Source organism: Paradesertivirga mongoliensis, from assembly GCF_024436395.1.
Classification (GTDB): domain Bacteria; phylum Bacteroidota; class Bacteroidia; order Sphingobacteriales; family Sphingobacteriaceae; genus Paradesertivirga; species Paradesertivirga mongoliensis.
Window position 1 is genome coordinate 63,430 of sequence record NZ_JAFMZO010000002.1, and the last position, 16,167, is coordinate 79,596.

17 protein-coding genes and 1 tRNA gene are annotated in these 16,167 nt (G+C 40.2%); 4 read left to right on the plus strand and 14 right to left on the minus strand.

What is annotated here, in order from left to right:
• Window positions 1-17: 17 nt before the first annotated feature.
• Genes J3P43_RS06055 through J3P43_RS06075 form a run of 5 tightly spaced genes read right to left on the minus strand, consistent with a single transcriptional unit; the run spans window position 18 to window position 853 of the window.
• Window positions 18-173, minus strand: a complete 156-nt coding sequence (locus tag J3P43_RS06055) for a hypothetical protein (RefSeq protein WP_255900322.1) — start codon at window positions 171-173, stop codon at window positions 18-20.
• Window positions 174-184: 11 nt separating this feature from the next.
• Window positions 185-325: a hypothetical protein gene (locus tag J3P43_RS06060; RefSeq protein WP_255900324.1), complete on the minus strand. Its 141-nt coding sequence runs from the start codon at window positions 323-325 to the stop codon at window positions 185-187.
• Between the two features lie 36 nt (window positions 326-361).
• On the minus strand, window positions 362-502 hold the full coding sequence (locus J3P43_RS06065) for a hypothetical protein (RefSeq protein WP_255900326.1): 141 nt from the start codon (window positions 500-502) through the stop codon (window positions 362-364).
• Between the two features lie 35 nt (window positions 503-537).
• Complete coding sequence (locus tag J3P43_RS06070; protein ID WP_255900328.1) at window positions 538-678, minus strand: hypothetical protein; 141 nt, start codon at window positions 676-678, stop codon at window positions 538-540.
• 34 nt (window positions 679-712) lie between these two features.
• The gene (locus tag J3P43_RS06075; RefSeq protein WP_255900330.1) at window positions 713-853 is read right to left on the minus strand and encodes a hypothetical protein; all 141 of its coding nucleotides are present in this window, start codon (window positions 851-853) and stop codon (window positions 713-715) included.
• 95 nt (window positions 854-948) lie between these two features.
• On the opposite strand from J3P43_RS06075, the gene J3P43_RS06080 reads away from it, so the two are divergent.
• The 4 genes from J3P43_RS06080 (at window position 949) to murA (ending at window position 7,088) form a co-directional block, all read left to right on the plus strand.
• Window positions 949-2,412, plus strand: coding sequence for a tetratricopeptide repeat protein (locus tag J3P43_RS06080; protein ID WP_255900332.1), 1,464 nt, complete (start codon window positions 949-951; stop codon window positions 2,410-2,412).
• A 139-nt stretch (window positions 2,413-2,551) separates the two neighbouring features.
• Entirely contained in the window at window positions 2,552-4,828 is a 2,277-nt protein-coding gene (locus J3P43_RS06085; RefSeq protein ID WP_255900335.1) for an ATP-dependent helicase, read from the plus strand.
• 202 nt (window positions 4,829-5,030) lie between these two features.
• A complete protein-coding gene (locus J3P43_RS06090) occupies window positions 5,031-5,726 on the plus strand; it encodes a DUF4290 domain-containing protein (RefSeq protein WP_255900338.1) in 696 nt (231 codons plus the stop codon).
• A gap of 36 nt (window positions 5,727-5,762) precedes the next feature.
• The gene (gene murA / locus J3P43_RS06095) at window positions 5,763-7,088 is read left to right on the plus strand and encodes a UDP-N-acetylglucosamine 1-carboxyvinyltransferase (RefSeq protein ID WP_255900340.1); all 1,326 of its coding nucleotides are present in this window, start codon (window positions 5,763-5,765) and stop codon (window positions 7,086-7,088) included.
• 99 nt (window positions 7,089-7,187) lie between these two features.
• On the opposite strand, the gene J3P43_RS06100 is transcribed toward murA, so the two are convergent.
• From J3P43_RS06100 to J3P43_RS06140, 9 genes are all read right to left on the minus strand, one after another.
• Window positions 7,188-8,549 (minus strand): pyridoxal-phosphate dependent enzyme, encoded by a 1,362-nt coding sequence (locus tag J3P43_RS06100; RefSeq protein WP_255900342.1) that lies wholly within the window; start codon window positions 8,547-8,549, stop codon window positions 7,188-7,190.
• Window positions 8,550-8,558: 9 nt separating this feature from the next.
• The gene (locus J3P43_RS06105) at window positions 8,559-9,422 is read right to left on the minus strand and encodes an AMP nucleosidase (protein WP_255900344.1); all 864 of its coding nucleotides are present in this window, start codon (window positions 9,420-9,422) and stop codon (window positions 8,559-8,561) included.
• 48 nt (window positions 9,423-9,470) lie between these two features.
• Window positions 9,471-10,709 (minus strand): ATP-dependent Clp protease ATP-binding subunit ClpX, encoded by a 1,239-nt coding sequence (gene clpX, locus J3P43_RS06110; protein WP_255900347.1) that lies wholly within the window; start codon window positions 10,707-10,709, stop codon window positions 9,471-9,473.
• A 4-nt stretch (window positions 10,710-10,713) separates the two neighbouring features.
• Window positions 10,714-11,412, minus strand: a complete 699-nt coding sequence (locus tag J3P43_RS06115) for an ATP-dependent Clp protease proteolytic subunit (protein ID WP_255900350.1) — start codon at window positions 11,410-11,412, stop codon at window positions 10,714-10,716.
• 90 nt (window positions 11,413-11,502) lie between these two features.
• Entirely contained in the window at window positions 11,503-12,849 is a 1,347-nt protein-coding gene (gene tig / locus J3P43_RS06120) for a trigger factor (RefSeq protein ID WP_255900352.1), read from the minus strand.
• Window positions 12,850-12,910: 61 nt separating this feature from the next.
• A tRNA-Leu gene (locus tag J3P43_RS06125) sits at window positions 12,911-12,995 on the minus strand.
• A gap of 110 nt (window positions 12,996-13,105) precedes the next feature.
• Entirely contained in the window at window positions 13,106-14,722 is a 1,617-nt protein-coding gene (locus tag J3P43_RS06130) for a hybrid sensor histidine kinase/response regulator (protein WP_255900354.1), read from the minus strand.
• Window positions 14,719-15,336, minus strand: coding sequence for a chemotaxis protein CheB (locus tag J3P43_RS06135; protein WP_255900357.1), 618 nt, complete (start codon window positions 15,334-15,336; stop codon window positions 14,719-14,721). The genes J3P43_RS06130 and J3P43_RS06135 overlap by 4 nt, the downstream gene beginning before the upstream one ends.
• Window positions 15,329-16,159, minus strand: coding sequence for a CheR family methyltransferase (locus tag J3P43_RS06140; protein WP_255900359.1), 831 nt, complete (start codon window positions 16,157-16,159; stop codon window positions 15,329-15,331). Before J3P43_RS06140 ends, J3P43_RS06135 begins: the two co-directional genes overlap by 8 nt.
• Window positions 16,160-16,167: the final 8 nt, after the last annotated feature.

Genomic DNA, 16,167 nt, shown 5'->3' on the forward strand with positions numbered 1-16,167 from the left:
GACAGGAGTGGAAATAATTAATCCCATGAGGCCAGATCAACACGCTCCAACGTGGTTTCTTGAGGGACATTAATTGACTCTTTTGCCACAGGCTTGCTTTTCACAATCTCAGCGATAACAACGCCCACCGTTGCAATGATTAAAATAAGTATTAAAGTAAATGCCTTTTTCATATTCCTGATGTTTAGTCCATTCCACTCATGTCTTTTAATGTTCCAGCACCCATAGTTGCATTTTCAACGGCTACCGGTTTTACTTCTGTTTCCTTTTTGCAGGAGCTTAGTCCTAAAGCTACTACTGCTAATACTAACAAGATTTTTTTCATGATATTAATTAATTTGTTATCGATTTGATTAAATGATTAGTCCATTCCACTCATGTCCTTCAATGTTCCAGCGCCCATAGCTGCATTCTCAACTTGCACCGGTTTTACTTCTGTTTCTTTTTTGCAAGAGCCTAGTCCTAAAGCTACTATTGCTAATACTAACAAGATTTTTTTCATGGTTTTAATTTTAAGTTGTTAACGAATTAATGGCGCTAGTCCATTCCACTCATGTCCTTCAATGTTCCAGCGCCCATAGCTGCATTCTCAACTTGCACCGGTTTTACTTCTGTTTCTTTTTTGCAAGAGCCTAGTCCTAGGGCTACTACTGCTAATACTAACAAGATTTTTTTCATGGTTTTTAATTTTACATTTGATGATTGTAATACATTAGTCCATTCCGCTCATGTCCTTTAAGGTCCCTGCCCCCATAGCTGCATTTTCAACCTGTACTGGTTTTACTTCTGTTTCCTTTTTGCAAGAGCTTATTCCTAAAGCTACTACCGCTAATACTAACAAGATTTTTTTCATGGTTTTTACTTAAGTTTCTGAATTTAATTAAAAATAAATGTAACTTTTTTCCTAACTTGTCGTATAAGACCCACCTATCTTTCTTTCCACAAATCATGAGTTTGAGATATATTTTTACTCTTATCTTATCAGTAATATCTTTTCTCTCGCATTCACAATCTTTCACAACCTCCGACAGCTTAAAAATCGACTCATTAAATAAAGTTGGATATGAGATGCGATTAACAGATCCTGAGAAGTCATTAGTTTTCGGCCGGACAGCGTTACGTCTCTCAAAAAAAACTAACTATATAAATGGCAGTGCCGAATCGCATCGCATCTTAGGTATCGGATACTATTACTTGGGCAAGAATGATCGGGCAATATCAAATTACCTCACCGCTCTGGCGAGCTTTAAAGAAACCAGAAACTTGACGGGCCAAGCTAAGGTCTATAACAATATAGGAAATTTATATAAGGAAGTTAATTACGAGAAAGCTTTGGAATACTTCCAGAAAGCGTTAACAATAGCCACTAAACTAGATGCACCGGACATCGTCGCAGGACACTATTTAAATATAGGAATTATCAATTACCGGACGAAAGATTATGAACTTGCATTAAAACACACCAAAAAAAGCTATGAGATATTCTTAAAACTCGACAATCCTACCGGTGTGACTCTCGCACTTCAAAACACCGGCGTAATATATAATAAACTAAATCAGCACAAGAAAGCAGAAAAAATACTTTTGGAGGCCTATGCCAGGGCGAAAGAAGCCAACCTGAACAGCACCATTGCAAGTATCAACCTGACCTTGGTTGCTATCTATATGAAATTTAAGAATTACAGTAAAGCAGACCAATATCTTAAGGAAGGAACCAGATATGCAATTATCGGTAAAGACACGAAGTTGCAGAGCGATTATTTGAAAAGAGCATACGAACTGGAACGCAAGCGTAAAGACTACAAACAGGCGCTTCTCTATCTTCAAAAGCTGTATACTCAAGATAGTCTCGAGTTGCAAACCACGATATCTAAAAAATTTGGTCTATTCGAAGAACAATCAAAGTTTCAGGCAAGAGAAAAGGAAAGTGCTATAAAACTCGAAAAAGCTAAGACAAACCGGGTAGTTTTTACCGCGTCAATTGCTATTTCTATTCTAGCAGTGTTGATCATCATAATCTTATTTTTGAATGTTCAAAAGAAAGCAAAAACCAACCATCAGCTCAAAATATTAAACGAAGAAATTTCTGTTCAGAAAGAGAACCTTGATACAGTAAATCAGAACCTCGAAAAAATAATCGACGAACGCACCAGGGATCTCCAAATAAAAAACCGAAAACTCTCGGAATACTCTTCTCACCTCTCCCACCAAATTCGCGGACCGGTAGCTACCATGAAGGGACTAATGATTCTTGAACAGGAAAACCTCATTGAAGACGAGGAATTCATTAAAGAAATTGGTAAATGCGTAAACGAGGTAGACGACCGGATCATCAATATTAACGATGTTTTACACAATCTGTCCGAGTCGGGCCTGATACCCAGAGTTGTTGATAAAGAAACTAAATCCTGAGGCTTTAAATCCTTTTCATTTTTTTAATTTAGCCTTTTGAAACCGGCACACATTTTCAGCGCCCGATCGTTGAAATATGAATCCATGCCGGTTCGAATCCCAGAGAAAACGATAATATACTTTTGAAAAAGGAACAGGTTTGGATTATTTAATAGGGTTAAATCCTTCACAGAAAGAAGCAGTAGAACAAACGAGCGGGCCGGTAATGATTGTAGCAGGTGCTGGTTCGGGTAAAACACGCGTGATCACCTGCCGTGTAGCACACCTGATTACTAAAGGTGTTGATCCGTTTAACATCCTGGTTTTAACCTTTACCAACAAAGCTGCTAAAGAGATGCGCGAGCGTATCATGAAGGCGGTTGGTCCGGAAGCTAAGAATATCTGGATGGGAACATTCCACTCGGTATTCGCGAAAATTTTAAGGGTTGAAGCCAACAAAATCGGCTACCCCAACAATTTTACTATCTATGATACCGACGACAGTAAAAGCCTGCTTCGGGCTATCCTTAAAGAGCAGCAGCTGGATGATAAACTTTATAACGCCAACTTCGTTTACAACCGGATTTCATCAGCAAAGAATAATTTAATATCCCCGGCTGAATATTTAAAAAACGAGCACATTCAGTCGGAAGATTTTGCCACCGGCCGCGGTAAACTTGGCGAAATCTATCAGATCTACGCCCAACGCTGTTTTAAAGCCGGCGCTATGGATTTTGACGATTTACTTTTCAAAACAAACGTTCTTCTGAAAGATAACCCCGAGGTACTTTATAAATACCAGAATAAATTTAAGTATTTAATGGTGGATGAGTATCAGGATACTAATTATTCGCAGTACCTGATTGTAAAGCGACTGGCAGCCATAAATGAAAACATTTGCGTTGTCGGCGATGACGCCCAGAGTATCTATGCATTTCGCGGAGCCAACATCCAGAATATTCTCAATTTTGAGAAAGATTACCCTGATTTAAAAGTATTTAAGCTTGAGCAGAATTATCGTTCAACGCAGAACATCGTAAACGCTGCAAACAGTATTATCGCAAATAATAAGAATCAGCTTAAAAAAACGGTATTTTCTGAAAACGAAACAGGAGATAAGATAAAGATTCTCCGTGCCTTCAGCGATAACGAAGAAGGTAAAGTAATAGCCGAAGGGATTGCCCAGGAACGGGCCGTGAAGGGATATCACTACAACGATTTTGCGATTCTTTACAGAACCAATGCCCAGTCGCGGGCCATGGAGGAAGCCTTAAGAAAGCTCAACATTCCATATAAGATCTACGGCGGTCTGTCTTTTTATCAGCGTAAGGAAATCAAAGATTTGATAGCCTATTTTCGCCTTACCTTCAATCCAAATGATGAAGAGGCGCTAAAACGGGTGATCAATTATCCGCGCCGCGGAATCGGTGATACCACCATAGAGCGAATTATTATTGCAGCCGACAAAGCCGATTCTACGCTATGGGAAGTCATAACAGATTCGGCAAACCACCTGGATGGACGCAGTTCTGCGGCTGTAGCGAATTTTGCTACCGTTATTCAGAGTTTCCAGGTACTGGCAAAAACGCATTCGGCTTACGATTGTGCTTTGCATATCGCGCAGCATTCGGGACTATTAAAAGACCTGTATGATGACAAATCAGTGGAAGGTTTGAACCGCTACGAAAACATCCAGGAGCTTTTAAACGGGATTAAGGAGTTTAGCGAACGCGAAGATATTGAAGAAAAAGGTCTTGATATTTTCATGCAGGACATCGCACTCTTAACCAATGACGATAACGATAAGAATCCTGATGCGGATACAGTCTCTTTAATGACCATACACTCGGCTAAGGGACTTGAGTTTAAGAATGTTTGTATTGTGGGCCTGGAAGAAAATCTCTTTCCTTCGCAGATGTCCTTAAATTCGCGGGCTGACTTAGAGGAAGAGCGCAGATTATTTTATGTGGCGATCACCCGGGCTGAAAAGAAGCTGACAATTTCTTATGCCACCTCGCGTTACAGATGGGGAACTTTAACAAGCTGCGAACCAAGCCGCTTTATCGACGAAATAGACCCCAAATATCTGGAACTCGATTTCAAGCCCCAGCAGAAAACAGAGAATCCGTTCTTTAATCAGGAGCGAAGTTCATGGAGCAGCCAGTCTGGCGGAGATACGTTCTCTAAACCGAAACCGGCTACAGCGCCTAAAACCACTTCTATTCTTCCAAAAGCACACGTGCCGAGTGAAGGCTTTGCTCCTTCGGATACGACAAACCTTCAGGTAGGTATGGATGTTGAGCATGAGCGGTTTGGTTTTGGAAAGGTAATTAACCTTGAGGGTAATAAGCCAGATATAAAAGCAACAATATTTTTCAAAGAACTAGGACAGAAACAACTTTTACTTAAATTTGCAAAACTTCGTATCGTATCGTAAATTCCAGAACTTTACAGAAACAGCGATCAGGCTGGGAATATTCCCTTCCACCAATAGCTAATAAGGTTTTAAAGACAAAGAATTTTGCGATTGTGTTTTGTACCTTAGCAGCTCAAGACTAAAATAAAAATAGTCTCAAAGACATCTAACACTTAGATCTTTACTTTGTGCCTTTGTGTCTTCGTGGCAAAATATAATAAACATGACATTTGATTATAATACATCAAGGAAAAAGCTAATCCTTGCAGAATACGGACGGAATGTTCAAAACATGGTAGCATATATCTGTACCCTGCCAACTAAAGAGGAAAGGAACAGACACGCTCAGGTTGTAATCGACTTGATGGGATTTTTGAATCCTCATTTACGCGATGTTGCCGATTTTAAGCACAAACTATGGGATCATCTCCATATAATATCTGATTTTCAGATAGATGTAGACTCAAATTATCCAAAACCCGCTCCCGACGCAATTCATTTTAAGCCTGCTCCTCTCGCTTATCCTCAACAGCGCATCAGGTTTAAACATTATGGAAAGACCGTAGAGCTCATGATAAAAAAAGCGAAAGCGGTTGAAGATCCTCAACGCAGACAGGCAATGATTCAATCTATCGCAAATTTCATGAAAATGGCATACGTGACGTGGAATAAAGATACCGTTGCCGACGAAACGATAATCAGCGATTTGAAAGCCCTCTCAGGCGGTGAATTAGTACTCGATGAAAGCTTTAACTTGCATAAAATCGAGGTTAGACCAAATGCCCCTGGCGTAAGACAAAAAAGCGGTTCTAACAGCGGTAACAATGGTAACAGCAATAGTAACAAACCCAGACAAAACACCAATAATGCGTCCCGCAATCAGGGGAACCGCCCAAAAAACACCGGAAAACGTTATTAACTCAAACCTTAATTCGCTCTAAACCTTTTATATTCCATGAATGCATTTGAAATTCACGGCGGCAAACCGCTGAAGGGAGAAATTATTCCGCAAGGAGCCAAAAATGAAGCTTTACAGATTCTTGCGGCCGTTTTGTTAACACCGGAGAAGGTAACAGTAAGTAATATTCCGGATATTGTTGATGTAAACAAGCTCATTGCTTTACTTGGCGACTTAGGTGTTACCATCGAACGCTTAAGCAAAGACACCTACACCTTCGAAGCTAAAAACATCAATCTCGAGTTCTTCCAGTCGCAACAGTTTAAATCAAAGGGCGGTAGTTTAAGAGGTTCCATAATGATTGTTGGACCTTTGCTTGCCCGCTTCGGGAAAGCTGCAATTCCTAAACCAGGCGGCGATAAAATCGGAAGAAGGAGGCTCGATACACACTTTTTAGGTTTCGAAAAACTTGGAGCCAAGTTCAATTACAACGCGGAAACAAGTTTCTTTAATGTGGATGCTACCAATCTTCAGGGTACATACATTCTGCTGGACGAAGCCTCGGTAACAGGTACTGCAAACGTAGTAATGGCTGCTGTACTCGCCAAAGGAACTACCACCATTTATAATGCTGCCTGTGAGCCCTATTTGCAGCAATTATGCAAAATGCTGAATCGAATGGGTGCAAAGATCTCAGGTATAGGCTCGAACTTGCTCACGATAGAAGGCGTTTCAGAACTTGGCGGAACGGATCACAGACTACTTCCCGATATGATCGAAATCGGGTCGTTTATCGGATTGGCAGCTATGACTGCGTCGGAAATCACCATTAAAGATGTTCATTTTGAAGAACTGGGCATTATTCCTAATGTTTTCAGAAGACTCGGCATCGACTTCGAACGCAGAGGCGACGATATTTACATCCCTTCGCAAGCTAATTATGAGATTGATACATTTATTGACGGCTCTATTCTAACTATTGCTGATGCACCCTGGCCTGGATTTACGCCAGATCTGCTATCCATTATCCTGGTGGTAGCTACACAGGCAAAGGGAAATGTGATGATCCATCAAAAGATGTTCGAAAGTCGCTTGTTCTTTGTGGATAAGCTGATAGATATGGGTGCTCAGATCATTCTATGCGATCCGCATAGGGCAACCGTAATGGGATTGAATAAGCAAGTGCAACTTCGCGGAATTGAAATGACCTCACCCGATATCAGGGCGGGTGTTTCACTATTGATTGCTGCGTTATCAGCCAGCGGAACTTCCATTATTCACGCTATAGAACAAATCGAGCGGGGCTATCAGGATATCGACATCAGATTACGTTCTCTCGGAGCTGAGATCAAGAGAATCGATGCAATGCCGAAGTCGCACTAGATGCATTCGTAACTTGCCAAAAGTTCGGAACTTTTGGCAAGTTCTACTACCGTGATTAGCTACAGGATGACTCGAAATCTCCGATACACCTCTATAGTATCACACCGATATTGCATTTATAATATCAAACTGTGTAATTATCTCCAGTTTTCTAAACTCATCCTCAACCATTACCGCCGTATTTTCTTTGTTGATCAATGAGGATATCTTATCAATGGAAGTATCTAAATCTACCACAGGAAAGGGCTTAGTCATGATCTCGCTGATATGACTGGAGGTTATGGCAGGATTATCAAACAGACAGGCAAATATATCTCCCTCCGTAATCTTCCCAACGATCATTTGGTTTCGAACCACCGGCAACTGAGATATATTCAGACTCTTTAACGTATTAATAGCTTCTAAAACAGTCTTGTCCGATTCAATGGTTACCATCTTTTGATGAGCCCGTTTATTCAGGATACTTCTTGCTGTAAGCTTTTCATCCTTAAGAAAGCCGCGCTCACGCAACCAGTCTTCGTTGTACATTTTACCAAGATAGCGGGTGCCATGATCATGGAAAATAACAACAACAAGGTCATTTTCCGTCAAATGAGCTTTCATTTGCAGCAAACCTGCTATTATCGCGCCTGAAGAATTCCCCGCAAAGATTCCTTCTTTTAATGCGATCTCGCGGGTCATCAATGCAGCATCCTTGTCGGTTACTTTTTCAAAATGATCAATCACAGAGAAATCAACGTTCTGAGGTAAAAAATCTTCACCAATACCCTCAGTTATATAGGGATAGATCTCGTTTTTGTCAAAAACGCCGGTTTCTTTGTATTTTTTAAAAACCGACCCATATGTATCAATTCCCCAGCATTTAATATTCGGATTTTTTTCTTTCAAATATCGTCCCGCTCCGGAAATAGTACCGCCCGTTCCAACGCCCACCACCAAGTGTGTAATCTTCCCTTCTGTTTGCTCCCAAATCTCCGGGCCGGTTTGCTCGTAGTTTGCTTTTGTATTCGAAAGATTATCGTACTGATTTGCTTTCCAGGAGTTCGGAATCTCCTTCTCTAACCGTGATGCTACAGAGTAATAGGAACGTGGATCCTCTGGTTCAACATTCGTAGGACAAACAATCACCTCGGCGCCAAACGCCCTCAGTGCATCAAACTTTTCTTTGGATTGCTTGTCGGTAGTCGTAAAAATACAACGATAACCTTTTACCGCAGCAGCGATTGCCAGCCCCATTCCGGTATTTCCCGATGTTCCCTCGATAATTGTACCGCCAGGCTTTAGCTTTCCTTCGCGCTCAGCGTCAACAATCATCTGCAGAGCCATGCGGTCTTTTATTGAATTACCGGGGTTGGTTGTCTCTATTTTAGCAAGCACCGTAGCTTTAACTTCCTTCGTGATTTTATTTAATTTAACCAGGGGTGTGTTACCAATGGTTTCCAGAATATTATTGTACCACATCTTTTCTGATTAAAACTTCAAGTGCTTAACAGTAAGTCCGTTGTTTATTAATTGCTTCAACGATTCAATACCAACTCTAAGATGAGTTTCTACGTATTGCTCCGTAACTTTTGAATCACTTTCAGCAGTTTTTACCCCTTCCGGGATCATCGGTTGATCGGAAATAAGTAACAAGGCCCCGGTAGGGATTTTGTTAGCAAAGCCAGTTGTAAAAACAGTCGCCGTTTCCATATCAATCGCCATAGCACGCAGAGTTTTAAGGTATTTCTTAAAGCCTTTATCATGTTCCCACACCCGTCTGTTGGTGGTGTATACCGTTCCTGTCCAGTAATCCCGGGAGTGATCACGAATAGTAGTGGAAATTGCCTTTTGCAGGGCGAATGAAGGCAGCGCCGGAACTTCGGGTGGGAAATAGTCGTTCGATGTCCCTTCGCCTCGTATAGCAGCTATCGGCAGAATAAGATCACCGATGTTATTATTTTTTTTCAATCCTCCGCACTTCCCCAGAAAAAGAACGGCTTTCGGCTTTATTGATGATAACAGATCCATCATGGTGGCTGCTACCGGACTTCCCATGCCAAAATTGATGATAGTAATTCCACCTGCCGACACGCTTTGCATAGGCTTATCAAGACCCATTATAGGCGCGTCGTTGTGCCACTCTGAAAATAGCTGTAAATAACGGGAAAAATTAGTAAGCAGAATAAAATCAGTAAACTGATCAAGAGGTCTTCCGGTATACCTGGGCAACCAGTTTTTCACAATCTCTTCTTTTGTTTTAAGCCCCTTCTTTACCGGAGATTCTACTTCCTTTACTTTTTTGGAGCTCTTAACAATTTCCGGATCTTGCTTTACCTCTTTTTCTTCGTTCATAAATCTAATATAAAACAAAAAACCCCCCGCTAAAAGGCGGGGGGCTTTTTAAGCTACTTTTAATTTTTTAATGTCGGATTTTGCAAACTTGTCTATAGCATAATCGAGGGTGATATAAAGTTCTTTATCGTGATGCTTTTCTGATGGCATTTCAAACATGGCATCAATCATAATTGCCTCACATATAGAGCGTAAACCACGCGCACCTAGTTTGAATTCCATTGCTTTATCCACTATAAACTCAAGAACTTCTCTTTCAAACTCCAATTTCACTCCCTCAAATTCAAACAATTTGGTGTATTGACGAATTAAAGAATTTTTAGGTTCGGTTAGGATGTTTAATAAGGCATCTCTGTCTAATGGATTCAAACTGGTAATAACCGGCAAACGTCCAATTAACTCAGGAATTAATCCAAATGAGCGCAGGTCTTGCGGTGTGATGTATTTGTATAGATTTTTCATATCTATATTCACATCATCATTGTTTACGCGATATCCTACAGTTTGGGTTTTTAACCGATTCGCAATTTTCTTTTCGATACCGTCAAAGGCGCCACCACAGATAAACAAAATATTATTTGTATTAACTGCTATCATCTTCTGATCGGGATGTTTACGTCCACCCTGAGGCGGAACATTTACCATGGTACCCTCCAAAATCTTTAGCAATGCCTGCTGAACACCTTCGCCGGAAACATCGCGCGTAATAGATGGATTATCGCTCTTGCGTGCAATCTTATCAACCTCATCAATATATACGATCCCGCGCTCGGCGGCAGCAACATCATAATCAGCAGCTTGCAGCAGGCGGGTTAAAATACTCTCTACATCCTCGCCAACATATCCAGCCTCCGTTAATACGGTAGCATCACAGATGCAAAAAGGAACATGTAAAACTTTGGCAATAGTTTTTGCTAATAGTGTTTTTCCTGTACCGGTTTCACCAACCATTATGATATTGGATTTTTCAATCTCGATCTCATCCTTATCCACTTTTTGGTTTAGACGTTTGTAGTGATTGTAAACCGCTACAGACAATACTTTTTTTGCATCGTCCTGGCCAATAACGTATTGATCCAAATGGTTTTTGATTTCCATTGGCTTCATCAGCGTTAAGGCTGATTGTGCCGTTTTGTTCTTTCTGGTGGATAATTCCTCAGACAAGATCTGATTGGCCTGGGCAACGCATTTATCGCAGATATGAGCATCCAAACCTGCAATAAGCATCAATGTATCCTGTTTACCAGAACCGCAAAAAGAGCATTTGATATCTTTACTTTTACTCATTACTTTATTCTTTTCCGCCGCTAACACCAAGCACTTCGTCAATCATTCCGAATTCTTTGGCTTCGCTGGCTATCATCCAATAATCCCTGTCTGATGCTTTCTCTACCCATTCGTAGGACTGACCAGAATGTTTGGACAATATATCATACAATTCTTTTTTCAGTTTCAGCATTTCTCTCAGGTTGATCTCCATATCCGAAGCCACCCCCTGCGCACCGCCAGAAGGCTGGTGAATCATTACCCTTGAATGCGGCAATGCTGCTCTTTTGCCCTCTGCACCTGCGCAAAGTAAAACAGCGCCCATTGATGCTGCCATACCAGTACAGATCGTAGCCACATCAGGTGTAATGTACTGAATAGTATCGTAGATACCTAAACCAGCATAAACCGATCCTCCGGGAGAGTTGATATAGATCTGGATATCACGCTTATTATCAGTTGATTGCAGGAACAATAACTGAGCTTGGATGATATTCGCATTCTGATCATATATAGCATCGCCCAAGAAGATAATCCTATCCATCATTAAACGGGAAAAAACATCCATCTGAGCTACGTTCAGCTGGCGTTCTTCGATAATATATGGAGTCATCGAGCTTGGATAGTTAGACTCTACCCTGCCGATAAATTTATCTACATGCTGGCTACCTATACGGTGATGTTTTACCGCGTAATTACGAAACTCTTTTTTATCAATATTCATAGTCAATAGTTATACAGTTTTAATAGTGGAAAGTTTAATTTTAGTTCAATAAATAGAAGCAGAACTTATCACCTTTCACAAAAACCTCCACTAATTCAACTCTATAAATTTGTTATATTCTATTTCTTTTTTTTCTAATGTAATAACACTTTTCAGGTATTCAAATACTTTTTGACCTTTTACTTCTTCAAAGGTTCTGTTCGCATTTTCTTTATTTTGCAAGAACTGAACAGTATACTGTGTAAGTTGCTCTTCTGGTAAAGCCTGAGGGCTGTACATTCTGAATTGAGCGTCCAATTTTTGCTTAGCGGAAGCTAACACATCCTCGTACTTAATCTCAATTTGATTCTCCTTAATGATTTTGTTCTCTATCAGGGTCCATTTCAAATTTTGAGCAAAGTCGTTATATCCTTTCTCCAACTCTTCATCAGATATATTCTGATTGGTTTCTTTTAACCAACGCTTCAGAAAATCGTCCGGCAAGTCTAGCTGAACTTTATCCAATCCGAATTTGATCACATCGTTATGAAGCTTTTGGTCAGAATTCTGAACCATCATTCCCTCAAGTTCTTCAGTGATCTTCGCTCTGAATTCTTCTTCGGTGGTAACTTCACCACCCGGAAATATTTTATCAAAGAACTCCTGATCTAAATCAGATTCTTCTAAACGGTTAATGTTCTTAACCGTTAAACGGAAACCTGATTGCAGGTCTCCAGCATCTTCCTCAGAGATACCCAATACTTTTGCAATGGCGGCAGCATTGTTATCAAAAGCTTTCTGAAGATCAAATTCAACAGAATCACCAATCTTTAAACCTATCAATGATTTTCTGATCGAATCATCCTTAACAGTATCTAACCTAACAGATGCTACGTTGGAAATACCATCTTCAAAAACGGAGCCATCCGGCGATAATTGTATTAACTCTGCATATAATACATCATCATCTGCCGAAACTTCCGGATTTGTCATTTTGCCATAGCTTTTTCTTAAATTTTTGATTCTGGATTCAAGCGTTTCGGCATCAATTTTTATCTGATAGTAAGGAAGCTTATCAGCTTCAGAGAAATTCAGTTCAAATTCCGGAGCTAAGCCCAGCTCGTAATTGAATTCAAACTCATCGTTATAATCCCAGTTAAACTCCTTGCTGTCGTCAACCTTAGGAAGCGGCTGACCTAATACTTCGAGTTTATTTTCGTTGATATAGTTATTAAGTGAATCACTTAAAAGATTATTTATCTCGTCAACAAGAATGCTCTTTCCATACATTCTTTTAATATGTGAAGATGGAACCATACCTGGTCTGAATCCTGGAAGCTTAGCTTTTTTGGCCTGGGTTTTTATCGCTTTTTCTACACGTTCACGATAATCTTCCGGGTTGATTTTAACAGTAAGCACCGAATTAAGGTTGTTGATTTTCTCCTGAGTGATATTCATTATTGCAATTATTTACGTTCGTATCTATACAAAAATTCCCCCCGATTACTCAGAGGGAATTTGGTGCGGAAGAAGGGACTCGAACCCCCACGCCGTGAAGCGCCAGATCCTAAGTCTGGTGCGGCTACCAATTACGCCACTTCCGCATTAGGATTTCAATAGGACTGCAAAAGTAAGGTTTCTACCGATAAATCAAAACATTTTTTTAATGTAATTTCGATTTAATTGCTATCGTAAAGGCTACCAGATATTTAATTTATTTAACGGCGCCAAATTCTTCGCGATATTGGTTCACCAGCTTCTGAATTTTATGGTGAAGTACGCTTAAATCAAAAGGCTTGCTAACGATGTCGTTCACACCGGCGTCGTACGCTTCTTGCAATTCTTCTTCTAAAACTGCGGCCGAAAGCGATATGATTGGAATATTATTAACGCCGTCAGGCATATCCGAGCGAATCCTGCGGGTAGTCTCAAACCCGCCCAGAACCGGCATATGTGTATCCATTAAGATGATATCATATGTATTGTTCTTCAAGCTTTCGAGAGCCAATTCTCCGTTTTCGACGATAGTTACTTTCAGGTTCCAGCCGGTAAGAATCTTCTTAATCATAAATTGATTAATTGTATTGTCTTCGGCAACCAAAACAGAAACATTGTCGAATTTAGCGAGATCTGCAGGGTTTACTCTTGCAGTTTGTTTTTGATTGGCTGCAATTTCATACCAGTTGGTTACAGCAAATGTACTTCCTTTACCAGGTTCGCTGGTGACATTGATCTCCCCTCCTTTCAGATCGACGAGTTTTTTTACAATGGATAAGCCAAGGCCTGTGCCGCCGTATTTATGGTCGGTGTCGTCGTCTGCCTGCTCAAAAGACTCAAATATTTTGTCGATCTTGTTTTCCGGAATACCGATACCAGAATCGATCACACTAAATCTCAATTTCACCTTGCCCTCGCCTTTTTCCAACAGTTCAAGGCTTAAGACAATACTTCCAACATCAGTAAACTTTATGGCATTAGAAAGCAGGTTCAGAAGAATTTGATTCAACCTCATCGAATCGGCCATGATTAACTGAGGAATCTCAGGATCGGTCTTTGCCAAAATTTCGATTCCTTTTTCTTCAGCTTTATACTTTAACAGGTCGATTACAGAAGTGCAGAGGTTAGCGATATTGGTTTCGGTGCGAACGATCTTAAATTTCCCGGCATCAATCTTAGAAATATCAAGAATATCGTTAATTACCCCTAAAAGCGCTTCCGACGATAGTTTTAACAGATCGAGCATACGTGTTTGCTCGCAATCGAGATCGGTGTTTTTCAGCAGGTGTGCCAAACCCAGTATCCCGTTTAACGGTGTGCGTATTTCATGACTCATATTAGCCAGAAAACGCTCTTTTATTTTCTTCCCTTTTTCTGCCTGATCTCTGGCCTCAATTAATTCTTCCTGGTATCTCTCGAGCTCTATATTTTTGTGCTTGATTTCAAGTTGTGTTCTAACAAGATTGATTAAAGAGTCGACTTTAGCGTTGGTGATATAAGGGTCCAGTGGTTTATATAGGTAATCGACAGCGCCGGTAGACAAACCTTTAACTGCGTATTTAGTCTCTGTAGATATCGCGGTAACGAAAACCACTAAGATATCGCGGGTTTTAGGATTGCTCTTAATAAGATCTACCAGCTCAAAACCATCCATTTCGGGCATTTGGACGTCTACCAAAGCTATGGAAATCTCGTTTTGCCAGCAGATGCGCAGGGCTTCATTGGGAGATGTAGTTGTTATGATTTTGATATCATCGCGTTGTATAAGCGCTTCAAGAGCAATTATATTCTCGATTTTATCGTCAACTATCAATATATTAATAGGCTCAATCATGCGTTATGGTTTACGGTAGTTGCCAGAGTTTCCATAAATGAGAAAATTTCCAAATTTGATAATATTAAATCTGCACTACACTTATTTATTGCCGCCTCTGGCATCGTTCTTACTTCTGCACTATCAGGATGTTGCACTACCGTGAACCCCTTTTTTTCGTGAATATAACAGATCCCATCGGCTCCATCGGCATTCGCCCCCGATAAAAGGATGGCGATTACGTTGTCATGATACACATCCGCAACGCTTTGAAACGTCACATCAATAGATGGACGTGAATATAATATTGGTTCTGAACAATCTAAAGTTAACGATTCATCAGGTTCCAATAACAGATGGTAGTCGGAAGGAGCGAAATATACATTCCCTCTTTTTAACTGGTCTTTATCAGCTGCTACCTTTACCATCAGTTTTGATTTACTATTTAAAATCTCTTCAATAGAAGATTTATGTTTCCGGCTACGATGAATAACTACGATAACGGGAAGCGGAAAGTTTCTGGGCAGTTTTGATACAATATCATACACCAGTGTAAATCCTCCTGCCGAGCAGCCTATTAGAACTACTTTCGCCTTTCGAACCCGCTCATTATTATGCCGCGTTAAATCAGCCAATTTTTTGATAAATATTTTCCACTCTGTCAATAACCCTAAACTTCTTGGCAAGTTCAGCATTACGTAAACTTTCTTTAGATCCGAGGCATAAAAAGCCCAGCGGACATAAGCTTTCGTAAAAAAGATTTATAACCTTATTCTGTAATTCAACATCAAAATAGATCATGACATTGCGGCACGAAATTAACTGAAATTCGTTAAACACCCCATCCGAAACAAGATTATGAACCGAAAAGAGGATGTTCTTACGTAAATTATTCACGATAGTAGCCGCATCATATTTGGCAACGTAATAATCAGAGAGAGAGCCAGCTGCACCGCTTAGCATATAGTTCTCTGAGTATTGTTTCATTAATTTAAGGTTGTAAATTCCTTTTTTGGCGGTATTTAACACGTTTCGGTTAATATCAGTGCCATACAAGAACGCCCGGTTATAAAGGTTTTCCTGATCAAGTAAAATAGCGAACGAATATAGCTCTTCTCCAGTAGAACAGCCCGCATTCCACACTTTTATCCTTTGAAAGGAGGACAAATAGGGTAACACTTTTTCTCTTACAGCTTTGAAGAACGTGGGATCACGGAACATTTCTGTAACGTTTACTGTAACTTCTATCAAAAACTCTTCAAAGAAAGAAGGATTATTTACCAGCATGGATTTTAGTTCGTACATAGAAAGCTGCTGAAGTTGCATAATGCGGGTTATCCGCCGCTTTAACGATGCTCTTGAATAACCACTGAAATCAAATCCATGAATTTTATTCACCCATTCTATGATCTCTTCTACCTGTTCAAAAGATATAACATCGACCACTGTATCTTTCATATTAAAAT